We start from the raw sequence: 23,292 nt of genomic DNA on the forward strand, positions 1-23,292 counted from the left end.
TGCGTCAGGCCGGGGGCGGTCCCGGTGTGTCGAATTCGCCCTGCTCCTCGGCGGCGACGGCGGCGTCGACGTCCGCACTGCCCATCGCCATCCGGACGGCGGTGTAGTAGATGAGCAGGCTGTAGCCGATCACGGCCAGCAGGTCCCACCGGTCGGGCAGGGCGCCCACGCCGCCGTAGCGGCCCAGTCGGCCGATCAGGATGAGCCCGCCGAGCCACGGCCACACCCAGCCGGCGGACCGCAGATGGAGTGCGCGGCGCTCGGCCCGGGGCGTGGCGGCGCGGGTGGCCGCGAAGATGGCGAGGCCGACCAGCAGGGAGGCGCCGAGCTTCCAGTCCGCCTGGTAGCCGGACCAGTAGATGATGAGGTTGGCCGAGACAAAGGCCACCGGGCAGAGCAGCCGCCACGCGGGCAGCCGGTAGGGGCGCGGGCGGTCGGCGTCCCGCAGCCGCAGGGCGTGCAGCGCGACCGGAGCGAAGCCGTACATGATCGACGTCGCCGAGGTGACCAGGCCCACCAGGGACTGCCAGCTCGGGAACGGCAGGAAGGCGATCTCGCCGACCACGAAGGCCAGCAGGATCGACACCAGCGGGACCCCGCGCCGGTCGATCCACGCCAGCCGCCCGGGCAGCGCCCGCTCGTGGCCCATCGCATAGGAGAGCCGCGAGGACGCGGCGACATAGACCAGGCCGGTACCGGCCGGGGAGACCACCGCGTCGATGTAGAGGATGACCGCCAGCCAGCCGGCGCCCGCCGCAGTCGCCAGCGTGGCGTACGGGCCGAAGTCGCCCTTGCCGACCGGATGGGCCCAGCCGTGCACCAGACCGGCCGGGTCGAGCGTCGCGATGAAGGCGACCTCCAGCAGCAGGTACACCAGGGTGCCCACGACCATGGCGGCGATCACCGCGCGGGAGACGTCCCGCTGCGGGTCGCGGGCCTCCCCGGCCAGCTGGATGGCCTGCTCGAAGCCCTGCAACGCGAAGACCACACCGGCCGGCAGGGCCGCGAAGACCCCGTGCGCGCCATAGGGGGCGAAGCCGCCGCCGGCGGTGAAGTTCGACCCGTGGAAGGTCAGCGCCATCAGGACGACCACGGTCAGCAGCGGGACGAGGGTCTTCCAGATCACCGTCACCGCGTTGCTGTCCGACAGCAGCTTCACCCCGAGGATGTTGACGGCGGTGAAGAGCAGCATGAAGCAGCTGGCCACCAGCAGCCCGGTGCCGGTGAGCGTCCCGTCCGGGTGCAGCAGGCCGACGTGCTGCCGCACCCAGCCGATGTGGTCCGTGTACGACAGCGTGGCCTCGACCTCGATCGGGGCGATGGTGACCGCCTGCACCCAGCCCATCCAGCCGGCCGTGAAGCCCGCCAGCGGACCGAAGGCGAAGAACGGGAACCTTGCCGTCCCCCCGGCGACCGGGTAGGCGGCGCCCAGTTCGGCGTGCACCAGCGCCAGCACGGCCAGCATCGCGGCGGCCAGTACCCAGGAGAGCAGCGAGGCCGGCCCGGCGATGGTGGCGGCGGTCAGCGCGCCCAGCAGCCATCCCGAGCCGATGATCGACCCCAGCGAGACAAAGAGGAGGCCCCAGAAGCCGACGTCCCGGCGGAGCCGGCCGGGGCCGGTCCCCTCGGTCAGGGCTGTGCCCATGGCACGCCTCCCGTGCTGGCCGTTGCCGGGACGGTTGTCCGCCCGGCGGCGGTCGGCGGCCTGCGGGGCAGGCCCGCCGCGCCCGTGCGCACCCGTGCGCTACCAGGGGATCGGGCCGCGCTCGCCGAAGCAGCCGCCGGTCGGGCCGCCGGCGTCGAGGGTGGCCAGCCGTACGGCGATGGCGGCGCCCTGGGCGGCGGTGCGGGTGAAGCCGGGAGTGGCCGCGTCGAAGTCGGTCGCGCAGGGGCCCGGGTCCGCCGCGTTGACCAGGACGCCGTGCGGGCGCAGCTCCTTGGCGTACTGCACGGTCAGCGCATTGAGCGCGGTCTTGGAGGGGACGTAGGCCACCGAGGCCGGCCGGCCCGCGAAGGGACCCGCCTGGTCGGCCATCAGCGTCAGCGAGCCCATGCCGCTGGTGACATTGACGATCCGTCCGGCTGCCGAGCGCAGCAGCAGCGGCAGCATCGCGGTCGTCACCCCGATCACGCCGACCACATTGGTCTCGAAGACCGCCCGGACGGTGTCCAGGTCGGCTTCGCGGGGGAGCTGCCCGCCGGGATCGCCGGCGATCCCGGCGTTGTTGACCAGCACATCGAGCCGCCCGTACTCTCCGTCGATCTGCTTGGCGGCCGCCGTGACCGTCGCCTGGTCGGTGACGTCGAGTGGCAGCGCCTGCACATCGGCGCCGCCGGACCGCAGCGCGGCTGCGGCCTCCTCGCCATGTGCCGGGTCCCGGGCGGCCAGCAGCACCGTCATGCCCAGGCCGGCGAGTTGCGCGGCGATCTCGCGTCCGATTCCCCTGTTCGCTCCGGTGACCAGCGCAATGGTCCGCCGTGCGGTGGTGTTCTGGGTCATGGCGGGATACAACCACGCCGCAGGACCGACTTCCAGCATCGCCTTCCCGGGTATTTCGGAAGGCCGGTATGCCCCGCCGCCCGGAAATTCACCCGTTCTGCCCAACGGCGGAACAGAAAAGCCGGTCCGGCCCTGCGTTGCGGCGGATGCGAAAGTCTGTTCAGATCGTGCCTGCTGGACTCCGGAGCCACTTGAACGGCCCGGGTGCGGGCCCTCTCGGATCCGCGGCCGCTCCTACCGGGCCCCAGTCCTGCGACTCGGGGAATCCCCATGCCGCACAAACGGTGGAGGAGACGTGACCACAGTGCAGTACGGCCGACCCCGCACGCACGAAAAGTTGCGCGTGCTTTTCCTGATTCGCCTCGCGGAAGGTGGCCGAGAGGGTTTCCTCAGCGCCTACGAGAGCATCCGGCATTCCGTCGCCGACGTCCCCGGGCACATCCTCGACCAACTCGGCGCCCCCGTCGACGACTCCCGGCAGTGGGTGATCACCAGCGAATGGGAGACCCCGGAGCACTTCTTCGCCTGGCAGCAGAGCGAGGAGCACCGCGCCCTGGTCGCGCCGATGGGCGCCTGGATCGAGAAGGCCGAATCCCTGCGCTTCCGGGTGGTCGAGGAGACCCCGGACCCGGCGGCGGGAGGGCGGCGATGACCGAGGCGAAACGCTTCGAAGGACCCGTCGCCGTGCTCGGCCTCGGCGCGATGGGCAGCAGCCTGGCGGCCCGCCTGCTCGACCAGGGCGTCCCGGTCCGGGTGTGGAACCGCACCGCCGAGCGCACCGCCCCCCTCACCGACGCGGGCGCCGTCGCCGCCGCCCACCCGGCCGAGGCCACCGCCGGCACCAGCGCCGCCATCTGCACCGTCGCGGACGGCGACGCCCTGGCCGCCGTGCTGCACGGGCCCGGTGGCGTCCTCGCCGAGGGGCCGTACCCCGGATGCCTGGTCTGCGCCAGCACGGTCGCCCCCGGCGACGTGGTCCGCATCGCGGAGTCCACCACCGGGTCCGTCCTCGACGTCGGCATGCTCGGCAACCGGGAGCACGCCCGCACCGGCGAGCTGCGCCTCTATGTGGGCGGCGGGCAGCAGGCGTTCAACGCCGGGCGACCGCTGCTGGACCTGCTGGGCAGGGAGGTGGTGCACCTCGGCGGCCCCGGCTCCGGCATGCGGATGAAGCTGCTGCTCAACCTGCTCATGGGCATCGAGGTGCAGGCGCTGGCCGAGGCCGCCGAACTGGGCGCCGCCCTGGGGCTGGACCGCCAACTGGTCCTCAGCACCATCGCCGGCAGCGGCTTCGCCTCCCCGGTCATGGCCTTCAAGTCCCGCCGCCTGGCGGCCGGGCGGTTCGGCCAGCCCGACTTCCGACTCCGGCTGATGGCCAAGGACCTCGCCCTCGCCGCAGCGGAGGGCTCGGCGGCCGGGGTGCGGCTGCCGCTTGTCGACGCCGCCGCCGACACCCATGGCCGCGCCGTCGAACAGGGCCGGGGCGGCGACGACTGCACCGCCGTCGTCCATGCGCTGGGCGCCACGCCGGACCTGGCGGCCGTCCGATCGTGAGGCCGACCCACCGAAACCCCGCCCCGAACCCAGGGACCGACACATGATCATCGACATCCACGGGCATCTCTCCCCGCCCGAGGCAGCCCGCCGATTCCCGATGCCGCCGAGCCTCACCGACGTCGACGGCATGCTCGCCGCCCGCGCCCAGGCCGGGATCGACCTCACCATCATCGGCAGCCCGGTCGGCGCGGGCGCGATGGCCCGCGTCCCCGGCGTCGACAACTACGCCCAGCCCCGGGACCGGCTGCGCGCCTTCCACGCCTGGATGTCCGGGTTGATCGGTACCTTCCCGGACCAACTGCGCGGCTATGTGTACGCCAATCCGTTCGGCGACGACGACCACCTCGAAGGGGTCCGGCAGACCCTCGCCGACCCCGCGTTCGTCGGGCTGATCACCACCTCCAGCGTCCACGGCGAACTGCTCGGCTCCCCCCGGGCCGACTCCTTCTTCGCGCTGGCCGCCGAGGCCGCCGTACCGGTCCTGGTCCACGCCCCGGCGGAACCGGCCGGGACGGAGCGGGTCACCGACTTCGGCTTCGTCGAGCAGATCGGCCGGTTCGGCGACCTCACCAGCGGCCTGGCCATGATCGCGTTCGCGGGGTGGCTGGACAAGTACCCCGGCCTCCGGCTGATCGGGGCGACCGGCGGCGGCGCGCTGGCCCTGCTGCCCGAGCGGTTGCAGACGGCCGCCCGCCCCCGGCACTGGGCCCCCGCCGCCGCCGGCCCCGGCGAGCGCCCGCCGACCCGCGAGCACCCGCCCACCGGCGAGCGCCCGCCCTCCGTGACGGCCGACCCGGGCGCGGCCCTGCGGCGCCTGTACGTCGACACCAGCACCACCAGCGCCGCCCATCTGCGCCTCAACGCCGAGGTGCTGGGCCCGGACCGGATGCTGCTCGGCACCGACTCCCCGCCGCTCGCCTCCCCCCTGGAGGACCACCTGCGGATGATCGAGAAGCTTCCGATCGACCAGGAGGCCCAGCAGCGCATCCTTGGCGGGAACGCCGAAGCGCTCTTCGACCTGAGGAGGCGGCCGTGACCACCGCCGACACCCGGACCGCCGAGGCCACCGACCTGGACCCGGCGTCCGAAGCCTCGCGCTGCACCCCGGAGTTCCGCCGCAACCCGCACCCCGTCTACGCCCGGCTGCGCGACGAGGCCCCCGTCTGCCCGCTGCGCCCGCCGCACGGCATCCCCACGTACCTGGTCACCCGGTACGAGGACGCCCGCACCGCCCTGACGGACCCCCGCCTGAGCAAGGACATGTACGGGGCGATGGACTCCTACCGGAGGATCTTCGGCGACTCCTCGGTGGCGATCGACGACAATATGCTCAACGCCGACCCGCCCAAGCACAGCCGACTGCGCAGAGTCGTCAACTCCGCCTTCACCCCGCACCGGGTGGAGGGGCTACGCCCGCACATCCGGCAGATCGCCGCCGACCTGCTGGACGAGTGCCCCACCCGCGAACCGGTCGACCTGCTGCCCGCCTACGCCTTCCCGCTGCCCGTCATCGTCATCTGCGAGCTGCTCGGCGTGCCCCCGGCCGACCGGGACGACGTGCGGAGCTGGTCCACCACCGTGGCGCACACCGGGTTCGACGCCGAGTCCAAGCGGGCCCAGCAGCAGGCCGAGGAGAATCTGCACGCGTACTTCACGGACCTCGTCGCACGCAAGGGGCGCGACCCCGGCGACGACCTGCTCAGCGCCCTCACCGCGACGCAGGACCAGGACGGCGGCCTCACCGGGCGGGAACTGGTCTCCACGGCGTTTCTGCTGCTCTTCGCCGGCCACAAGACCACGGCCTATCTGATCGGCAACGCCCTCCACCACCTGCTCGCCCACCCGGCGCAGCTCCGCGCCGTCCGGGAGCGGCCCGAGCTGGTCGAGCGGGCGGTGGAGGAGGTGCTGCGGTTCGACGGATCGGTGGAGAGCGCGACCTTCCGGTACGCCACCGAGGACATCCCGCTCGGCGGGACGGTCATCCCGGCCGGTGCCCTGGTCCAGATCGCGCTCAGCTCGGCCAACCGCGACGCTCTGCGGTTCAGCGAGCCCGACCGGTTCGATGTGACGCGCGAGGAGAACCTCCAGAGCGCCCACCTCGGATTGGGTCACGGCCCGCACTACTGCCTGGGCGCGGCGCTGGCCAGGCTGGAGACGCAGATCGCGCTGAGCGCCCTGCTGGACCGCTTCCCGAGGGTGGCCCCGGCAGTCCCCGGGGCCGAGGCGTCCTGGCTCACCGTGCCGTTCCCGGCCTTTCGCGGCCTGGCGGAACTCCCGGTGGTCCTGGACCCGCCGGGCGCCACCGCCGACTGACGCCCGCTGACGCCGACTGACGCCCGCCGCCCGGGTCCGGGCCGTCCCTCGGGACGGTCCCGGACCCGGGTCGCGCCTGTCCGGGCGGGTTCAGGGCCGCCGCGCCGCCGGGGGGCGGGAGCGCAGTGCGCCGACCACCGACCAGGCGACCGAGACCATGGGCACCGCCACCACCGCGCCGATCACCCCGCCGACGATGCTGCCCGCGATCACCGACACGGCGACCACCACCGGGTGGAGCCGCACCGCCCAGCTCATCACCAGCGGTTGCAGCACATGCCCCTCGATCTCGCCGACGACCACGATCAGCACCACCACGATCGCGGCGGTGATCGGCCCCCGTCCCGCCAGTGCCACCACCGTGGCCACCGACAGCGCGATGGGCGACCCGATCAGCGGGATGAACGCGGCGAAGAACTCCAGCAGCGTCAGCGGCAGCGCCAGGGGCACCCGCAGCACCGTCAGCGCGATGCCGACCAGTACGGCGTTGGTGGCGGCCACGATGATGATGCCCCGGGTGTACCCGGCGAAGGTGTTCCAGGCAGCCCGGCCCGCCAGGTCCCACGGCGAGCGGGCGGACTCGGGGATCTGCGTCAGGAACCAGCTCCAGAACCGGCCGCCCGAGTAGACGAAGAAGAGGGAGCAGAACAGCGCCAGCGCCGCCCCGGTCACCACCTCGACAGCCCGGCTGGCGCCGCTGAGGGCACTGCTGATCAGTGTGGCGCGGTGGGAGGTGAGAAATGAGGTGATCTTCCCCTGCAACCCGGTCAGCGTGTTGTGCGCGATCCGCAGCGGCGGCCCCTCCAGCCAGCGCCGGATCTGCTCCACCCCGCCGCTGAACTCGGTGGCGAGCCGATGGGACTCCCCTGCCACCGAGCCGCCCACCAGCGCCAGCAGGGCCAGGAGCAGCAGCAGGCTGCCCACCACCGCCACCGCCACCGCCAGCGCCCGGGGCAGCCACCGCACCAGCAGTTCGGTCACCGGGCGCAGCACCGACGTCACCACCAGGGCGAGGAACACCGCGATGGCGATCAGCTGGAAGCGCCCCAGGACCATGAAGGCCACATAGACGACAGCGCCCACCGCCAGCAGCCGCCAGGCGTATGACGCGGCACTGCGCAACCCCGAATGCACCGGGTCGCCGTCCCACCGGGGACCGCCCCGGCCGGCTGCGGCCGACCGGGCCCGGCGCACCGCCCCCGTGGTGCGGGTCGGCCGCCCGACCCGCACCGCGCGGCGGTCCGCCCGTCCCCTGCCCGGCCGTGCCCCGCCTGGCCGTCCCCTGCCCGGCCGTCCTGCGCCCGGCTGTCCCCGGTCCGGCTGCCCCCGGTCCGGCTGCCGCCGAGGGTCGGGGGCCCTGCTGCTCACCTGGGCGCCATCGCTCTCTGCCTCCCGCTCCGGTGCGGCGGGTCAGTCCTCGTCGCCGGACCTGCCGTCGTGCCGGTCGGACGCGGCGAGGTGCAGCCGGAACGCGGGACCGAGCACCTTGCGCCCGCCGGCCGGATGGGGGGTCTCCACCAGCCGGTGCGCCTGCTTCTCCAGGTGGAACATCAGCCGCTCCGCGCGCCTGAGCTCGTGCGGATGTCCGTCGAAGACGCGCTGGAGGGCGAGCAGCACCTCGGTGTACGCCTGGTCGCACGCCTCCGACAGCGCCCGCTCCCGGGAGCCCTGCGGCAGGCGCGTGGTGTCCGGGTCGTCGACCACCGGATGGACGCCGTCCGGGTCGAAGGCGATCCGGGGCCCCTCGAACCGCCACCGGTCGCCGCGCTGCACCATGCGGCGGCCCCTGACGATCTCCTCGAAGCGGTAGTAGTGGGCCAGCTCCTCGGACCCGGTGGCCGCCGCCTCGGACGCCTCCGACGCCTTGGACGCCTCGGCGGCGCCGGCACCGGCGCCGCCGCCACCCGCCCCGTGGGTCGGGTGGTCGCAGTCGTCGGCGTGGGCGGTCCCGGCCGTGGCGGCCACCACCGGCACGGCGAGTGCGGCGGCGGCTTCCAGGGCGGTGCGGCGGCTGATCTCTGTGCTCATGAGGTGCTTCCCGAAGCGAGGTTGGCCGGACGGGTGTCGGAGGCGGCCCGCACCGGGGCCAGCGGTCCGGTGGTCGGGTCGGTGGGCGTGCCCTCGCCCTGGCGGACGATCTCCAGGATGGCCCAGAGGGCGGTCGACGCATTGGTCACCCGGTACAGCCGGCCCGGGGCGCCGCGCCAGCTGACCTGGCGGGCGGGATCGCCGGTGAAGAGGTGCTCGCGGCTGTCCAAGTGGATGATGGCGGCTGCGATCTTCTGGTAGAACCAGCCGATGGTGTGCTCGTCGTAGACGGCCTTCTGGAAGAAGTCCCGAGGGGCGTCCAGGACGTCGGCGGTGGCGTTCTGGATCTCTCCGTGGTCCGACAGGCGGATGTCGTGGGCCTCCAGGGCGGCGAGGGCACGCCGTCCGGCCAGGTCGACGGGGACGTGGGGGTGCTCGATGGTCATGAACACGTCCCGTACATGCTCGATGGAGCAGCGCCGCAGCGAGACCGTCAGCTGGGGCAGCACATCTCCCGGCAGCCGGCCGGGGTAGTGCGGGACGAAGCGCGGTGAGGCGATCCGGGGGGTGGCCCCGACGGCGTTGAGGATGTTGCCCACCAGCGCCATGTGGAGCATCTCCTGGATCACCACGCTGCGGATGATCCGGGCCACCTCCCTGTTCCGGCCGCGCTTGAGGGAGAAGAGCGCATACAGATAGGCCGGGACCGTGGCGTGTTCCAGGGCCAGTGCCGCCTGCAAGGCCTCGTGCAGATCCCGGCGGTCACGGATGTCCAGTTTCCTGCCGCGTGCGGAGTCGTCCTGTGCTGCCGCGTTCGCCTCCGGCACCACGCCTGGAGAGCTCGACTGGGGCATGTCCGTCCCTCTGTCCGTGTCGGCCGGCCCGGAGGGGATCCGGGCCCTTCCGTCGCACGGTCGCACGGCGGGGGAGGGGGATCGGGGATTGGAATAGTCGACTCATAGTTCGTTCCGTCGATCGGGCCAATATCGGGGGACAGGCAGGGCCTGACCGCACCGGCCTCCGGAGTACCTTGGGAGAGGCGAGGGCGCCCCGTGGGCAGGCCACCGGCGCCCTCCGACGTTCCCATGGTGCTGCACCGCTGCGGAACCGGGCAGGAAGACTGTATGGGCGCAGCAGACGACGCGGAGCAGAGTCCGATCGGGGCCATCGGCCGGGTGACCGTCCCGATCCCGCCGGACGGTCCGGGCGAGGTGCTTCTGGCGGTGCGCGGCGGGACCGAGGCGTTCGCCGCCTGGTCCGAGACCCCCATTGCCAAGCATGTACGCGTCATCGTGGTCGACTGCACCTCGGCACGCTCCGTGGTCGTCCAGCCCTTTCCCACCCCTTAGACGCGCGAAAGGAGCCCCCCATGTTGTTCTGGCATGTTCCCGCCCCCAACGAGGCGATGCTGATCTCCGGCTCCAAGCGGCAGGCACAGGACACCCAGTTCCGTATCGTCACCGGGCACGGCAGCTTCGTCCTCCCGATCAAGCAGAAGGCCCGGATGCTCTCGCTGGCCCTGCGGGAGGCGGAGATCACCGAGGACTGCGTGACCCAGCAGGGCATCCGCCTCAACGTCCGCGCCGTCGCCGTGTTCAAGGTCGGCGACGACGTGGTCTCCATCGCCAACGCGGCCCGCCGCTTCCTGTCCGAGCAGAACCGCATGGAGGAGCTGGTGGGCCGCATCTTCGCCGGGCATCTGCGCTCCATCATCGGCGGCCTGACCGTGGAGCAGATCATCCGGGAACGCGACCGGGTGGCGCAGGAGGTGAAGGAGGGCAGCCACAGCGAGATGGAGAAGCTGGGCATCGTGGTGGACGCCATGCAGATCCAGGAGATCGAGGACGCCACCGGCTACATCGACAACCTGGCGGCCCCGCACGCCGCCGCCGTCGCCAGCCAGGCCCGGATCGCCCAGGCCAGGGCCGACCAGGAAGCCGCCGAACGCGAACAGCAGGCCGCCGCGCTCAAGGCCGCGTACGAGCGGGACACCGCGGTCAAGCGGGCGGGCTTCCAGGCCGAGACCGAGCAGTCCAACGCGCGCGCCGCGCAGGCGGGCCCGCTGGCCCAGGCCAGGGCCTCGCAAGAGGTCATCGAGGAGCAGACGGCGCTCGCCCAGCGCCAGGCGTCGCTGGCCGCGCAGCGGCTGGAGGCGGAGGTCCGGCGCCCCGCCGACGCCGAGGCGTACCGGCAGCGCACGCTGGCCGAGGCCCACCGCGACCAGGCCAAGTACGAGGCGGACGGCAGCGCCTATGCGCAGCGGACGCTCGCCCAGGCCGAGGCCGACGCCAACAACGCCCGCGCCGCCTCGCTGCGGGACGGCAACCAGGAGCTCATCGCGGCCAACCGGATCGTGGAGAACCTGCCGCTCCTGGCCGACGCCGCCGCGCGCGGGATCGCCGGGTCCACCCTGACCGTCCTCAACGGCACCGACGGTGTCAACGATGTCGCGGCGGGCATCGTCGGGCAGGGCATGGCCATCCTGGACACCCTGAAGAAGAGCCCGTCGGTCGGATACCGGCAGGCGTACCGGCGCGGCCAGGAGCCGGGACCCCAGGCCGCCTGAACCGGATCCCGCCTGAACCGAGCCGGGGCACCGCGTCCCCGGGCAGGCCCCCGGCACCGCCGGGGGCCTGCCCCTGCCTCGGCGGCGGCCCCGGTCAGGGAACTCAGGGGACTCAGGGGACTCAGGGGGCTCAGGGGGCGAGGTCGAGCTGGGCCATCAGCTGCCGGACCGCCGGGGCGCAGCGGTGGCTGTCGGAGGCGGTGAGCCAGGCCAGTTCGGCGATCTCGGCGGCGGGGCGCGGGGTCCCCTGGACGGGGCCGGTGTAGCAGTGCATCCGCAGCCGCGTCCCGGGGCGGCCGTGGGCCACGTCGTGCACGGTCCGCAGGGCGGTCAGGTCCTCGGGCGCGCAGCGCAGCCCGAGCTCTTCGGCGAGTTCGCGGACGAGGGCCCGGGGGGCGGTCTCGCCGGGCTCGGGTTTGCCGCCGGGCAGGTAGAAGGCGTCCTTGCCCCGGGTGCGTACGGCCAGCAGCCGGCCGTCGCGTACGCAGACCCAGGCCACCGAGTCCAGCACCGCCTCCGCAGCCGGGGTGTCCCACTTGGGGGCGGGCGGCTGCCAGGCGGCCAGCGCCCGCAGCAGGGTCTCCGGGTCGTCCGTGCTGATCAGGTCGCGGTGGGCGGGGCGCAGGAAGCCGCTGGTGACCAGGTGGTCGGCCAGGGTGAGCAGGGGGTCCCAGAAGCCGGGCGGGCCGAGCAGGGCGACCGGTTTGGTGTGCAGGCCGAGCTGCTGCCAGGTCCATGCCTCGAACAGCTCCTCAAGGGTGCCGGCGCCGCCGGGGAGGGCGACAAAGGCGTCTGCGGCCGCGGCCATGGCGGCCTTGCGGCGGTGCATGTCCTCGACCACCTCCAGGCGGGTCAGGCCCCGGTGGGCGATCTCCTTCTCCACCAGCGCGCGGGGCATCACCCCGTGCACCTGCCCGCCGGCGGCGAGCGCGGCGTCGGCCAGGGTTCCCATGAGCCCCACCCGGCCGCCGCCGTAGACCAGGCCGATCCCGTGCCGGGCCAGGGTGGTGCCCAGGGCGGCGGCCAGCGCGGCATGGCCGGGGTGGTGCCCGGGGGCGGAACCGGCGAAGACAGCGATCTGCATAGACCCTCCAGTGCGACGCGACGTCGCGTCGCATTGTGGCAAACTTACAGGCGTGACCGCGCCTCCGCCCTCCGCCGCACCCCACGAGCCCCGCACCGGCCCGGCCCCCGCCTCCTCCCGTGCCGACCGGCCCGCGGCCGGACCGCGCGGCCGGGAACGGGTGCTGGACGCCACACTCGCGCTGCTCGCCGAGGCCGGCTACGGCAGGGTGACGGTGGAAGGCGTGGCCGCCGCGTCGCGTGTGCACAAGAGCACCCTGTACCGGTGGTGGCCGGACAAGGCCGCCCTGGTCGCCGATGCGCTGGCCTCCCGGCTGGACGCCGGCCCGGTACCCGACACCGGCACCACCAGGGGCGACCTGGCGGCCTGGCTGGAGGGCACCATCGCCAACTACACGGCCACCCCGGCGGGCGCCGCGATGCCCGCCCTGATCGCCGACCTGGCCGGCCGCCCCGGCGCGCTGGACGCCTTCCGCGCAGCCTTCCTCACCGAGCGCCGGGCCAACTGCGCCACGCTCCTGCACCGTGGCATCGCCCGAGGCGACCTGCCCGCCGACACCGATGTCGACCTCTTCATGGACGCCCTGGCGGGAGCCGTCTTCTACCGGCAGCTCGTCACGGGGCTGCCCATCGACCGCGACCTGCCGCATCGGCTGCTGCGGCTGCTCGGCCTCTGATCGGCCTCTGATCGGCTGTACCTGATCCAGCGTCAGGTGACCTGCGGGTGAACCGTTCTGCCGCATGGCGCGTGCATAGGGGCGGAGTTCCGTCCATTCCCGCAGGGCTTGACGTGGACATGGTCTAGACCTACCGTCGTCGCCTAACCGGACGTCACATAGGTATCCCGAGTTCATATCCCTGAACGAGGGTGATGGTCCGTGCCCGGAAAGGCATGCCCTCCATGTCTCAGACACCCCTGTCCGCCGCGCCGGGGCGCACCCCTCGTCGGCGCAGGCGAGGCGCCGCCCTGCTCGCCGGCGCGCTGACCACCGCCCTCACCGTGGCGGTGGTCAACGGGTCCGCCTCGGCAGCGAAGCCCGCCCCGACCCCCGCCGCCCCGACCCCCGCCGCCGCGCAGCCCGTGGCCGCCGCAGCCCCGGCCGCCTTTGTCCACCCCGGCGTCCTGGTCGGCCAGTCGCAGCTCGACTTCCTGCGCGGCAAGGTCCAGGCCGGAGCCCAGCCCTGGAAGCGCGCCTACGACCAGATGCTCGCCAGCAGCTATGCCTCGCTGTCGCGCACGCCCAAGCCCCGCGCGGTGGTCGAGTGCGGCTCGTACTCCAACCCCAACAACGGGTGCAGCGACGAGCGGGAGGACGCCATCGCCGCGTACACCGACGCGCTCGCCTGGTACGTCACCCGCGACAGCCGGTACGCGGAGAAGGCCGTCCAGATCATGGACGCCTGGTCCGCCACCATCACCTCGCACACCAACAGCAACGCCCCGCTCCAGACCGGCTGGGCCGGCTCGGTCTGGCCCCGGGCGGCGGAGATCATCCGCTACACCTACAGCGGCTGGTCGGGCGCCGACCGCTTTGGGACGATGCTGCGGAACGTCTACCTTCCGCAGGTCATCAACGGCTCCAACAGCAACGGCAACTGGGAGCTGTCCATGATGGAGGCCGCCGTCTCCATCTCCGTCTACCTCAACGACCGCACCAGCTACGACAAGTCCGTCACCCGCTACCTCAACCGGGTCCAGGCCTATGTCTACCTGGAGACCGACGGCGCCCTCCCCAGGACCGTGCCCGGCAGCGGCCTGGACACCAGCGCCAAGATCATCAGCAACTGGCAGGGCCAGTCCACCTTTGTCACCGGCCTCACCCAGGAGACCTGCCGGGACTTCACCCACACCGGCTACGGCATCTCCGCCATCTCGCATGTGGCCGAGACCTCCCGCATCCAGGGCCAGGACCTCTACCCCCAGGTCGGTGAGCGGCTGCGGCAGGCGCTGGGCTTCCAGTCCAAGTACCAGCTCGGTGCCGCCGTGCCCTCCTGGCTCTGCGGCGGGCACCTCGAACTCGGCCTCGGGCCGATCACCGAGGTCGGCTTCAACGCCCTGCACAACCGCCTCGGCTACGCCATGGACAACACCCAGCAGCTCACCGAGCAGCAGCGGCCGGCCGGCAGCAACAACCTGTTTGTCGCCTGGGAGACCCTCACCCACGCCGGTGACCCCGGCGGCGGCGGTACCGCCCAGCCGCAGGGCCGGATCACCGGCTATGGCTCCAAGTGCGTCGATGTGGCCGCCGGCGGGACCGCCAACGGCACCGCCGTCCAGCTCTACGACTGCAACGGCACCACCGCCCAGCAGTGGACGGTCGCCGCCGACGGCTCCCTCCAGGCGCTCGGCAAGTGCATGGACGTCACCAGCGCCGGAACCGCCAACGGCTCCAAGGTGCAGCTCTACGACTGCAATGGCACCGGCTCCCAGAAGTGGCAGCCGGGCTCCGGCGGCAGCCTGCTGAACCCGCAGTCCGGCCGCTGCCTGGACGCCACCGGCCCCAGCTCCGACAACGGCACCCGCCTCCAGCTCTGGGACTGCGCCGGCAGCGCCAACCAGAAGTGGACGCTGCCGACCTCCTGAACACGCCCCCGGGGCCCGCAGCCCATCGGGCGGCGGGCCCCGGCGGCGCAGGCGGCTAAGCGGATTGACGTGCCACCAGCTCCGCTCGGAAGATCACCGAGGGGACCGTCCTGCCGGGCTCGCCGATCTGCCGCAGCAGCAGCCGGGCCATCTCGGCGGCCATCTCCTCCACCGGCTGCCGCACCGTGGTCAGCGGCGGATCGCAGGCCAGCGCGGCGCTGCTGTCGTCGAAGCCGACCACGGCGACATCCTCGGGCAGCCGCTTGCCCGCCCGGTAGAGCACGGGCAGCGCCCCCAGCGCCATCAGGTCCGAGGCGACGAAGAGGCCGTCGAGGTCGGGCCGTTCGGCCAGCAGCCGCCGCATCGCCGCAGCCCCGCCCGCCTGGGTGAAGTCCCCCTCCACGGCCGCCACCTCATGGATGCCGTGCGCCGCCAGGGCGTCCCGGAAACCCTCCAGCCGGTCGCGCCCGGCGGGCATGTCCAGCGGGCCGGAGACGGTGCCGATCCGGGTCCGTCCCAGGGCCGCGAGGCGGTCGGCGGCCAGACCGGCGCCGGCGTGCTGGTCGATGTCGACATGGGCGATCGGCGGCCCCGGGTCCGCCGGGCGAGCGGCCAGCACCGCCGGCAGCCGCGCCCGGGTCAGCATCTCCGGCAGCGGATCGGCGGAGTGCGACGAGATCAGCACCACACCGTCGGCATGGCCCTGCCGCAGATAGCCGACCAGCTGGTCCCGGGAGGCGGCGTCGTCGGCCAGCATCAGCATCAGCTGCACCCCGGACGGCCGCAGCACCTCCAGCAGCCCGCTGACCACCCGGCCGAAGTACGGATCGGTGAACATCCGCCCGATGAACGGGTCGTGGACCGCCCGCCGCTCCCGCTCCGAGACCACCAGTGCGACCGAGTCGGCCCGCCGGGTCACCAGCGAGCGGGCCGCCCGGTTGGGCACGTACCCGGTCTGGGAGACCGCCTGCTCGACGGCGCTCCGCAGCCGGGGGTCCACCGTGTGCGCGCCGTTGACCACCCGGGACACGGTGGCCCGGGAGACCCCCGCGACGCGGGCGACGTCCTCCAGGGTCGCAGGTCGGGCCATGCCCGAGGGATCCGCCGTCATCCCGCCTTTATACCGGGTGGGCACGGCAGTCCGGACCCCGCCGGGTACCGACGGGTCCGGACCCCTCCGTACCGCGAGTGCGCGGCGGCACGGCATGGCGTGCTGCGGCTCACGGAAGGCGGCCGGGCATGGGTGTCGCGGTGGGCGGTCGAGTAAAGTTAGGCTCGCCTTACCAGCGTCCGGCCGCCCGGCCATGAGCGAGGAGATTCCCGTGTCCGACAGGCCCAACCGCAGAAAGTCCCATGTCCACCGCGCACAGGTGGTGCAGAAGCAGCGCCTGACCCCGCACATGGTGCGCATCGTCCTGGGGGGTGAGGGTCTGGCGGAGTTCCGGGCGGGGGAGTGGAGCGACCACTACATCAAGATCCTCTTCCCCGTCCCGGACGTGCGCTACCCCGAGCCCTTCGACCTGGAGGTGATCCGCCGCGACCTGCCGCGCGACCAGTGGCCCACCTCCCGTACCTACACCGTGCGCGGCTGGGACGAGGAGGCCCGCGAGCTGACGGTCGACTTCGTCGTCCACGGCGACGAGGGCCTGGCCGGACCCTGGGCGGCCGGAGCCCAGCCGGGGGACACGGTGCTCTTCCTCGGCCCCGGTGGCGCCTATCTGCCCGAGGAGTGGGCTGACTGGCACCTGTTCGCCGGTGACGAGAGCGCCCTGCCCGCCATCGCCGCCTCCCTGGAGCGGGTCCCGGCCGGCGCCCCCGTATGGGCCTTCATCGAGGTCCAGGACGCGGCGGAGCAGCAGGAGCTGACCGCCCCCGAGGGCGCCCGGGTGGTGTGGCTGCACCGTGGCGCCGCCCCGGTCGGCGCCGCCCTGGTGGAGGCCGTCCGCGCGCTGGAGTTCCCCCCGGGCCGGGTGCAGGCGTTTGTGCACGGGGAGGCGGGGTTGGTGAAGGAGCTCCGTCGCCATCTGCGGATCGAGCGGGACATCCCGCGCCAGCAGCTCTCGATCTCCGGCTACTGGCGGCTGGGGCACGACGAGGACGGCTGGCAGGCGTCCAAGCGCGTGTGGAACGCCCAGGTCGAGGCCGAGCAGGAGGCCGCGCCCGTCGCCTGACCGCCACCGTCGCCTGACCGCCCCCGCCGCCGTGGGCCGGGCGCCCGCTCCGGGCGCCCGGCTCAGCGGCCGAGGCGTTCGCGGGCGTGGCGGCCGGTGACCCTGGCCAGCTCGTGCCAGAACGGGACGGCGGTGAGGTAGAGCCCGAGGACGGACATGACGCCGAACGACACATCGACGCTGATCCGGCCCTGCTTGGCCCAGTAGACGTCCTGGAGGTCCAGCAGCAGCGCGAACTCGTCGGCGATCAGCGCTGCCCCCGCGCCATAGGCGGCGGCCACGGCGGGATGGCCGATGTACTGGGCGTCGCCCCGGACGGCCACCATGCCGACCCCGGCCAGGGTGCCGATGCCCAGGTTGTAGTGGTGCAGATGGGTCCCGCCCATCGAGACATTGCCCCAGGGCAGCCAGCCACCACGGATACCGTGTGTGATCAGCCGCACCGTGCCGAAGGTCGTTCCGAACGCGACCCAGGTGACCAGTAGCGACCGCTGGGTGGGCGTGGTGTGCTCACGCAGTGTCGCCGCCCAGCGCTCGGTCAGGCGCGGCGGACGCCGCCCGCCGTCCCCGGTCTGCTGCTGCGCCTCCACGTCCGGCATGGCGCCCTCCGTTCCGCTGCGTCCGTGGCCGCACCCCGGTCAGGGGCACCGCTCCGTCCACGCTACGTCGAGGAGGGCGGCGGCGCCGGTCGGCGCCTGCCGTGGGGGCAGGCACCGCCCGGCGCCCGGGGCGCGGCTCAGCTGCCGTAACGCAGCGTGATCGTGTCGCCGAGGTGCACGGTGGTGCCACGGGCGGCCGCTGCCGACGCGGCCCCGTCGATGCTGACCTGCCAGGTCGAACTGCCGCTGTTGGCCAGGCCGTTGACGGCGGTGACCTGGCCGCTGCCGGAGGACGGGGCGCTGCCGGTGACGCAGCCGCTCGGGGTGGCCGCGGTGGTCGCCGCGTCGAGTACGGCCCCCAGGGTGCTGGTGGCGCCCGTCGGGGTGATGGCCACCGAGCAGACCTTGGGGGTGCCGCTGCCGCTGTCCACGATCAGGGCCAGGCTGCTGGTGGTGCCGCTGGTGAACGCCGTGTCGCCGACCCAGCGGGGGGCGCCCACCGTGGTCGGGATCGGCGGGGGCGCGGTGAAGCCGCCGCCGGCGACGGCGCGCAGGGCGTCGATGGAGGAATAGGCGGAGGGCGAGCTGTCGGACGGCAGATAGCGGAAGCCACCGCCGGGGTTGAACTGCTGGGCGATCAGGAAGTCGACCGGGGTCTTGCCGGCGGGGGTCGTGAAGTCGGCGCCCTGGCTGTTGATGCCGCAGGCGTTGAGGCCCGAGACGCCCCAGCCGTTGGAGTCGCTGTTGGCGCCGAACATCGAGGTAAAGGCGCCGGAGGTGTTGACCAGCTTGCCCTTGAGGAAGTTCTTGGCGGCCACCACGGACGCGTCGGTCGCCGGGACGCCGCTGCTGCACAGGGCGGCCATGGTGGCGCCGGTCATGTCGATGTCACTGGTCGAGGCGAGGGCGGACGGGTTGCCCGCGGCCTGGCTGTAGTTCCAGCCGCCGTCGTTGTGCTGGTTGGCCCGTACGACCGTGACCGAGGCGTCCAGCAGCCGCTGCGGGACGCGCTGGACGCCGGACTGCGTCTTGGCGCCGCCCAGGGCGAGCAGCGCGAAGACGGTGCCGTTGAAGTTGGCGGGCGGCCCATAGGAGCCGGGGGAGGAGGTCTGCCAGTAGGAGGCGACCCGGGCGATCAGGTTCTGCCCGGGGGAGACCCGCGCCGGGTCGATCCCCGCCGCATAGGCGTTGAGGATGCCGCGTTCGTAGTCGGTCACCACCGGCGAGGCGCCGGGCCAGGTCGGGGCGGCAAGCTGGTTGCGGTAGACGGTGCGGGCGTTCTTGGTGGCGTCGCCGCCGGGGACCACGTCGACGGCGGCCTTTCCGGCGGCGGCCATCGCGCTGAACGCCCACTCATTGGAGAGGCCGCCGCCGGCGTACCCGCCGTCAGGGCCTTGCAGAGAGGTGAGATAGGCCACGCCGTTGGTCGTGGAGGTGGCGATCTGGGCCGCGCTTGAGGTGGCCTGGGCGGGTACGGCGGTGAGGGTGAGTGCGCCGATCCCGAGGGAGAGCGCGACGGCGAGTATGCGGCCTGACAGTGTGCCGGACATGGGGTCTCCTCGGCTGGGCGACGTGTCCACCGCGCCCGGGCCGAAGCGTCCGCGACTCACCGCGGCACCCTCGCCGACGAGGCGGCCGCCGCCCTCTCGCGTGGACAGGCATCCGCTGATGGTGCGTCACCGTGCGGGCATTCGGGCTCGAAGCGGCGGTCGCCGCTCACACCGTTGCGCGTCAGCCCTGGACTTCCACCAGGTTCCCCCGCGCGGTGACACGGAGACGGTAGCGCCTTTCGAGCGGGACGTCCCGCCCGCTGACGATCCGTTGACCGTCCCGAACCGGGTGTGTTCTCATGAACGCGTTTCGTCCTTCAGTTCGCAGGGGAAGCCGGTCAGAACCCGGCACTGACCCGCAACCGTAGGTCCGCCACCGTGCGGACGAGTCGGATTACCTGCACTGAAGAGGTATGTCAGGAGCGCTGCCGAGGACTGCGGCGCGGACTGGACGGCACGCCCGGCCCCGCCGGGTGTGGTGCACAGCCGTGCCCGGACTCCCTCGTCGGCAGACCGGGGGGACCACCCATGGGTATCGGCACCACCAGGCACGGCAGCGGACGGAGAGGCGTCACGGCGCGGCTGTGCGCCGTCCTCGCGACGGTGACGGCGCTCTTCCTCGCGCTGGTGCCGTTCAGCACACCGGCCGGTGCCGACCCGATCGAGAAGTGCACCGCCACCACCGGCGCGATCGTCGCGGTCGACTTCGGCCACTGGGGCGGCCCGGTGGTCCGAGGCTGCGACGCGCACCCCACCACCGGGATGAACCTGCTGCACAACGCCGGGTTCACCACCGTCGGCACCGTGCACGACGGGCCCGGCTTCATCTGCCGGATCGGCAGCGGCGACTTCAACGGAGGCGCGCAGTACCCCACTGCGGCGGAGGAGAGCTGCGTACAGACCCCGAAGGCCACGGCGTACTGGTCGTACTGGCTCGCCCCGGCCGGCCGGAACACCTGGACCTACAGCCCCCTCGGCGCCCTCAGCGACGTGCCGAAGCCGGGCGAGGTCGAGGCATGGGTCTTCGGCGGGACCGATGTCGCGGGCACCAGCGGACAGCCGGCCTTCAGCCCGGACTCCGTCCGCGCGGGCGGCCCCGGCGCCACGCCGTCCGTCCCGCCCTCCGCCTCGCCCTCCTCCGGCCCGGGCGGCTCCCCCTCGGCGCCCGGCTCGCCCCAGCCGTCCCCCGCCGTGGCCGCCGCGGCACGCTGGCTGGTGGGCCGGCTGGTGGACGGCGACCACCTGTACAACGAGGCATTCGGCGCCCCCGACTACGCACGCACCGCCCTCCTGGGGACGGCGCTGGCCGCAGCGGGCGGCCAGGACGCGACCCTGACCCGGATCACCGCCTATCTGGCCGCCCACGCCGACGACTACCTCCAGCCGGACGGCACCTCCGTACCCCCGGACCCCACGGCGGTCGCCAACCTCGCCCTGCTGGCCGAGGCCACCGGCGCCGACCCCCGGGACTTCGGCGGCCATGACCTGCCCGTCGACCTCGCGGACCATGTCTGCTCCGCCGCAGGCAGCCTCGGCAACTGCACGGCCGCCGGGGACTTCCACGGCGCGTTCTCACCGAGCACCCAGGCGCTGGGCGTGCTGGCACTCGCCCGCAGCAGCGTCGCACCCCCGGCGGCGGCCGTCGCCCGGCTGGAGCAGTTGCAGTGCGCCGACGGCGGCTTCTCCGGCTCGATGATCGCCCCGGGCGAGTTCTGCGACCCCGAGCCCGGCACCACCGCGCTGGCGGCGATGGCCCTCACCCTCGTCCCCGAGGCCGCCCCGGCGCTCGCCAAGGCCACCGCCTACCTGGCGGACCAGCAGCAGGCCGACGGCAGCTACCTCCCGTACACCGGCGCCCCCGGCGGCGACACCTGGAGCACCGCACTGGGCACCCAGGCACTGCTGGCGCTCGGACGGACCGCCGGAGCGGCCACCGCGCAGCGCTGGATCGCGGACCGGCAGAACGGCGACGGCGGGTTCGCCTCCGACGCCACGGGCGGTGACTCCGACCTGACAGCCAGCGCGCAGGCGCTGATCGCCCTGGCCGGGGCGAACCTGGCGACCCTGCACCCCGCCGATCCCGACCCGTCGTCGTCCCCGTCTCCGTCGCTGTCTCCGTCGGACACCGCGACGCCGACCGGTCCGCCGTCACCGTCCGCCACCTCCTCGCCCTCCACGCCGACGCCCCCGGCCGGCCGGGTGCCCGACCTGGCCAAGGGCGTCGCCTACCTGGTCGCCCCGAAGCGCCTGCTCGGCGGCGAGTACTACGAAGCGTTCGACGGAACCGGGTTCGCGGACTTCGGGCTGACCATCGACGGCGCCTTCGCGCTGGCCGCGACCGGCGGGAACGACACCGCTCTCGCCGGGATCGTCGACTTCATCGACCAGCAGCGCAAGGACGGCACCGACCGTACGGTCAACGACTGGACCCTGATCGGAACGTCCTACGCCGGCGGCGGATCGATCGCCAAGGAGGCGCTGCTCGCCCAGGTGACCGGCCGCAACCCCAGGAACTTCGGCGGCCATGACCTGATCGCTGCCCTGGACCAGGCGGTCTGCACCCGGGCCGCCGCCGACACCGGCTGCGCGGCCGAGGGCAACTACACCCACGCCATGTCGGTCTTCTCCCAGTCCCTCGGCGTCATCGCCCAACTGCGGGCCGGTGACGCATCCCACGCGGAAGCGCCGATCGGCTATCTGCGGAGTCTCCAGGCGGAGGACGGCTCCTGGCCCAGCCTGATCCCCTCCACCGGCGACCGGGATGTGGACAGCACCGCGATGGCCGTGATGGCGCTCGCCCTGGTGCCCGGCGACGCCGCAGCGCAGGCCGTCGACCGGGGGGTGGCCTGGATCGCCGCCCGGCAGCAGGCCGATGGCGGATTCCCCGGCGCGGCCGGCGACTCCACCAACTCGGCGGCGCTGGCGATCCAGGGGATGAGCCTGCACCCGGAGAAGTACGCCGGCCGGATCGCCAGGGCGCGTGCCTTCCTCGCGGGTCAGCAGAACGGCGACGGCGGCTTCAGGGTCGCCTCCGACGGGCCGCAGAAGGAGTCCGACCTGCGGGCCTCGACCCAGTCGGTGGGCGGCGCGGTGGGCACCTCGTTCGGCGTGCTGCTGCGCGACCTGACCGGCGTCCACAGCACCATCGGCCCCGGCGGCGGCTCCACCGACCCCGGTACGGGCGGCACTTCCGGTACGGGCGGCATCGGCGGCTCCGGTACGGGCGGCTCCGCCTCCGGTGGCTCCGGCCCGCTGGCCGCCACGGGTGTCGAGGCCCAGCGGCTGACGCTGTGGGCCCTGGTGCTGCTGCTGGCCGGAGGCGGCACCGTCGCCGTGGTCCGGCGGCGGGCAGCGACCGGCGGGAGGCGTCACTGATGCGGTGGCGACGAGGGGCCGGGCCGCTGCGGGCCTGCGCCGTCCTGCTCCTGGCCGCCCTGGCCACGGTGGCCGGCCCCACCGCCGGACCGGCGGCGGCGAGCCCGCTGCCGATCGGGCAGTGCACCACCTCCTCCGGGGTGGTGCTGGCCGTCGACTTCAGCCACTGGGGCGGGCCGCTGCTGCGCTCCTGCGGGACCACGCCCACCACCGGCTACACCCTGCTCAACCAGGGCGGCTGGCAGACCACCGGCACCGGCCACGACGGGCCCGCCTTCATCTGCCGGATCGGCTACAGCGGCTACCAGGGGGGACGCCAGTACCCCACCCCCGCACAGGACCCCTGCGTACTCACCCCGCCGGCCTCGGCCTACTGGTCCTACTGGCACGCCGACCCCGGGCAGAACACCTGGACGTACAGCCAGCTCGGCGCCATGAGCTACCACCCGGTGCCGGGCAGCGTGGACCTGTGGATCTTCGGCGGTACCAATATCGCCGGTACCGAGGGACGCCCGACCTTCTCCCCGGACACGGTGCGCGCCCGCAATGCCTCGCCCGTCGGCGCCACCCGGACGGCGGCGCCGCCGCCCGCGCCGCGCACCACCGCGCCGCCCACCGTGCCCGCCACCTCCGACCGGGCGACCCGGCCGCAGCCCGGCAGCGGATCGGCCGCAGCGGGCGGCCCGTCCACGTCCCCGTCCCCCTCCCCCTCTCCGGCCAAGACCCCGCCCGACACCTCCCCGTCGGCGCCGCCGCCCTCGTCGAGCAGCGCGCCGCCACCCGCGCCGACCGGAGCGGCGGCGCCGTCCGACGCGGCCCCGACCGTGGTGGACGGGCCGCCGGTGGCCGCCGTCCGGCCCTCGTCCGGCTCATTTGTCCCGGGGCTGGTCGCGGCCGTACTGGTGGCCGGGATCGGCGGCACCGCCGGGGTCGTCGCCTGGCGACGGCGGCGGGCGGACTGAGCAG

The 23,292-nt window shown here is 73.6% G+C and carries 20 protein-coding genes, 1 pseudogene and 1 riboswitch; of the genes and pseudogenes, 12 read left to right on the forward strand and 9 right to left on the reverse strand.

The features are described 5' to 3' along the window. Positions 1-4 precede the first annotated feature (4 nt). Both C7M71_RS29170 and C7M71_RS29175 read right to left on the reverse strand, forming a co-directional pair. A complete protein-coding gene (locus tag C7M71_RS29170; RefSeq protein ID WP_111490771.1) occupies positions 5-1,645 on the reverse strand; it encodes an APC family permease in 1,641 nt (546 codons plus the stop codon). 99 nt (positions 1,646-1,744) lie between these two features. Continuing rightward, a complete protein-coding gene (locus C7M71_RS29175; RefSeq protein WP_111490770.1) occupies positions 1,745-2,500 on the reverse strand; it encodes an SDR family oxidoreductase in 756 nt (251 codons plus the stop codon). A gap of 295 nt (positions 2,501-2,795) precedes the next feature. On the opposite strand from C7M71_RS29175, the gene C7M71_RS32360 reads away from it, so the two are divergent. The 4 genes from C7M71_RS32360 to C7M71_RS29195 are packed head-to-tail and all read left to right on the forward strand — an operon-like array spanning position 2,796 to position 6,370. Continuing rightward, positions 2,796-3,152 carry an antibiotic biosynthesis monooxygenase family protein gene (locus C7M71_RS32360; RefSeq protein WP_111490769.1) on the forward strand — a complete coding sequence of 119 codons (357 nt, stop codon included), beginning with the start codon at positions 2,796-2,798 and terminating at the stop codon, positions 3,150-3,152. After that, positions 3,149-4,054, forward strand: coding sequence for an NAD(P)-dependent oxidoreductase (locus C7M71_RS29185; protein WP_111490768.1), 906 nt, complete (start codon positions 3,149-3,151; stop codon positions 4,052-4,054). Before C7M71_RS32360 ends, C7M71_RS29185 begins: the two co-directional genes overlap by 4 nt. Before the next feature lie 43 nt (positions 4,055-4,097). Beyond that, a complete protein-coding gene (locus C7M71_RS29190) occupies positions 4,098-5,093 on the forward strand; it encodes an amidohydrolase family protein (RefSeq protein ID WP_114914631.1) in 996 nt (331 codons plus the stop codon). Then, positions 5,090-6,370 (forward strand): cytochrome P450 family protein, encoded by a 1,281-nt coding sequence (locus tag C7M71_RS29195; protein WP_229758995.1) that lies wholly within the window; start codon positions 5,090-5,092, stop codon positions 6,368-6,370. Before C7M71_RS29190 ends, C7M71_RS29195 begins: the two co-directional genes overlap by 4 nt. A gap of 90 nt (positions 6,371-6,460) precedes the next feature. Here C7M71_RS29195 and C7M71_RS29200 read toward each other — a convergent pair whose 3' ends face one another. The 3 genes from C7M71_RS29200 to C7M71_RS29210 form a co-directional block, all read right to left on the reverse strand. Beyond that, positions 6,461-7,492 (reverse strand): AI-2E family transporter, encoded by a 1,032-nt coding sequence (locus tag C7M71_RS29200; RefSeq protein ID WP_407675958.1) that lies wholly within the window; start codon positions 7,490-7,492, stop codon positions 6,461-6,463. Positions 7,493-7,780: 288 nt separating this feature from the next. Beyond that, complete coding sequence (locus C7M71_RS29205) at positions 7,781-8,398, reverse strand: hypothetical protein (RefSeq protein WP_111492080.1); 618 nt, start codon at positions 8,396-8,398, stop codon at positions 7,781-7,783. Further along, complete coding sequence (locus C7M71_RS29210) at positions 8,395-9,252, reverse strand: ferritin-like domain-containing protein (RefSeq protein ID WP_111492081.1); 858 nt, start codon at positions 9,250-9,252, stop codon at positions 8,395-8,397. The genes C7M71_RS29205 and C7M71_RS29210 overlap by 4 nt, the downstream gene beginning before the upstream one ends. Positions 9,253-9,522: 270 nt before the next feature. Here C7M71_RS29210 and C7M71_RS29215 point away from each other — a divergent pair, with 270 nt between their 5' ends. Next, positions 9,523-9,747, forward strand: a complete 225-nt coding sequence (locus C7M71_RS29215) for a hypothetical protein (protein ID WP_111492082.1) — start codon at positions 9,523-9,525, stop codon at positions 9,745-9,747. Between the two features lie 20 nt (positions 9,748-9,767). Then, a complete protein-coding gene (locus C7M71_RS29220) occupies positions 9,768-10,964 on the forward strand; it encodes an SPFH domain-containing protein (protein ID WP_111492083.1) in 1,197 nt (398 codons plus the stop codon). 130 nt (positions 10,965-11,094) lie between these two features. Here the strand turns inward: C7M71_RS29220 and C7M71_RS29225 are convergent, their stop codons facing one another. Beyond that, positions 11,095-12,048 carry a TIGR00730 family Rossman fold protein gene (locus tag C7M71_RS29225; RefSeq protein ID WP_111492084.1) on the reverse strand — a complete coding sequence of 318 codons (954 nt, stop codon included), beginning with the start codon at positions 12,046-12,048 and terminating at the stop codon, positions 11,095-11,097. 52 nt (positions 12,049-12,100) lie between these two features. Between C7M71_RS29225 and C7M71_RS29230 the strand changes: the two genes are divergently transcribed. The 3 genes and pseudogenes from C7M71_RS29230 (at position 12,101) to C7M71_RS32365 (ending at position 14,631) form a co-directional block, all read left to right on the forward strand. After that, positions 12,101-12,724 (forward strand): TetR/AcrR family transcriptional regulator, encoded by a 624-nt coding sequence (locus C7M71_RS29230; protein ID WP_111492085.1) that lies wholly within the window; start codon positions 12,101-12,103, stop codon positions 12,722-12,724. Between the two features lie 224 nt (positions 12,725-12,948). Beyond that, a pseudogene (locus tag C7M71_RS29235) lies at positions 12,949-14,223 on the forward strand (alginate lyase family protein); the annotation flags it as partial. Positions 14,224-14,256: 33 nt separating this feature from the next. Further along, positions 14,257-14,631 carry a ricin-type beta-trefoil lectin domain protein gene (locus C7M71_RS32365; RefSeq protein WP_265737708.1) on the forward strand — a complete coding sequence of 125 codons (375 nt, stop codon included), beginning with the start codon at positions 14,257-14,259 and terminating at the stop codon, positions 14,629-14,631. A gap of 55 nt (positions 14,632-14,686) precedes the next feature. On the opposite strand, the gene C7M71_RS29240 is transcribed toward C7M71_RS32365, so the two are convergent. Further along, positions 14,687-15,742, reverse strand: a complete 1,056-nt coding sequence (locus C7M71_RS29240) for a LacI family DNA-binding transcriptional regulator (RefSeq protein ID WP_111492086.1) — start codon at positions 15,740-15,742, stop codon at positions 14,687-14,689. Between the two features lie 211 nt (positions 15,743-15,953). Here C7M71_RS29240 and C7M71_RS29245 point away from each other — a divergent pair, with 211 nt between their 5' ends. Beyond that, positions 15,954-16,802: a siderophore-interacting protein gene (locus C7M71_RS29245; protein ID WP_111492087.1), complete on the forward strand. Its 849-nt coding sequence runs from the start codon at positions 15,954-15,956 to the stop codon at positions 16,800-16,802. 62 nt (positions 16,803-16,864) lie between these two features. On the opposite strand, the gene C7M71_RS29250 is transcribed toward C7M71_RS29245, so the two are convergent. Beyond that, positions 16,865-17,401, reverse strand: a complete 537-nt coding sequence (locus tag C7M71_RS29250; protein ID WP_229758996.1) for a hypothetical protein — start codon at positions 17,399-17,401, stop codon at positions 16,865-16,867. A 137-nt stretch (positions 17,402-17,538) separates the two neighbouring features. Beyond that, positions 17,539-18,951: a prenyltransferase/squalene oxidase repeat-containing protein gene (locus tag C7M71_RS29255; protein ID WP_111492088.1), complete on the reverse strand. Its 1,413-nt coding sequence runs from the start codon at positions 18,949-18,951 to the stop codon at positions 17,539-17,541. Between the two features lie 115 nt (positions 18,952-19,066). Then, a riboswitch (cobalamin riboswitch) is annotated at positions 19,067-19,190 on the reverse strand. A gap of 289 nt (positions 19,191-19,479) precedes the next feature. On the opposite strand from C7M71_RS29255, the gene C7M71_RS29260 reads away from it, so the two are divergent. Both C7M71_RS29260 and C7M71_RS29265 read left to right on the forward strand, forming a co-directional pair. Further along, on the forward strand, positions 19,480-22,326 hold the full coding sequence (locus tag C7M71_RS29260) for a prenyltransferase/squalene oxidase repeat-containing protein (protein ID WP_111492089.1): 2,847 nt from the start codon (positions 19,480-19,482) through the stop codon (positions 22,324-22,326). Beyond that, entirely contained in the window at positions 22,326-23,288 is a 963-nt protein-coding gene (locus tag C7M71_RS29265) for a hypothetical protein (protein WP_114914632.1), read from the forward strand. The genes C7M71_RS29260 and C7M71_RS29265 overlap by 1 nt, the downstream gene beginning before the upstream one ends. Positions 23,289-23,292 lie beyond the last annotated feature (4 nt).

This window comes from Peterkaempfera bronchialis, assembly GCF_003258605.2.
Classification (GTDB): Bacteria; Actinomycetota; Actinomycetes; order Streptomycetales; family Streptomycetaceae; genus Peterkaempfera; species Peterkaempfera bronchialis.

Bases quoted from the DNA above. Each gene is read 5' to 3' on its own strand.
- C7M71_RS29170 (WP_111490771.1), bottom strand. From the start codon at position 1,645: ATGGGCACAGCCCTGACCGAGGGGACCGGCCCCGGCCGGCTCCGCCGG.
- C7M71_RS29175 (WP_111490770.1), bottom strand. From the start codon at position 2,500: ATGACCCAGAACACCACCGCACGGCGGACCATTGCGCTGGTCACCGGA.
- C7M71_RS29185 (WP_111490768.1), top strand. From the start codon at position 3,149: ATGACCGAGGCGAAACGCTTCGAAGGACCCGTCGCCGTGCTCGGCCTC.
- C7M71_RS29190 (WP_114914631.1), top strand. From the start codon at position 4,098: ATGATCATCGACATCCACGGGCATCTCTCCCCGCCCGAGGCAGCCCGC.
- C7M71_RS29205 (WP_111492080.1), bottom strand. From the start codon at position 8,398: ATGAGCACAGAGATCAGCCGCCGCACCGCCCTGGAAGCCGCCGCCGCA.
- C7M71_RS29210 (WP_111492081.1), bottom strand. From the start codon at position 9,252: ATGCCCCAGTCGAGCTCTCCAGGCGTGGTGCCGGAGGCGAACGCGGCA.
- C7M71_RS29215 (WP_111492082.1), top strand. From the start codon at position 9,523: ATGGGCGCAGCAGACGACGCGGAGCAGAGTCCGATCGGGGCCATCGGC.
- C7M71_RS29220 (WP_111492083.1), top strand. From the start codon at position 9,768: ATGTTGTTCTGGCATGTTCCCGCCCCCAACGAGGCGATGCTGATCTCC.
- C7M71_RS29225 (WP_111492084.1), bottom strand. From the start codon at position 12,048: ATGCAGATCGCTGTCTTCGCCGGTTCCGCCCCCGGGCACCACCCCGGC.
- C7M71_RS29240 (WP_111492086.1), bottom strand. From the start codon at position 15,742: ATGACGGCGGATCCCTCGGGCATGGCCCGACCTGCGACCCTGGAGGAC.
- C7M71_RS29250 (WP_229758996.1), bottom strand. From the start codon at position 17,401: ATGCCGGACGTGGAGGCGCAGCAGCAGACCGGGGACGGCGGGCGGCGT.
- C7M71_RS29255 (WP_111492088.1), bottom strand. From the start codon at position 18,951: ATGTCCGGCACACTGTCAGGCCGCATACTCGCCGTCGCGCTCTCCCTC.
- C7M71_RS29260 (WP_111492089.1), top strand. From the start codon at position 19,480: ATGGGTATCGGCACCACCAGGCACGGCAGCGGACGGAGAGGCGTCACG.
- C7M71_RS29265 (WP_114914632.1), top strand. From the start codon at position 22,326: ATGCGGTGGCGACGAGGGGCCGGGCCGCTGCGGGCCTGCGCCGTCCTG.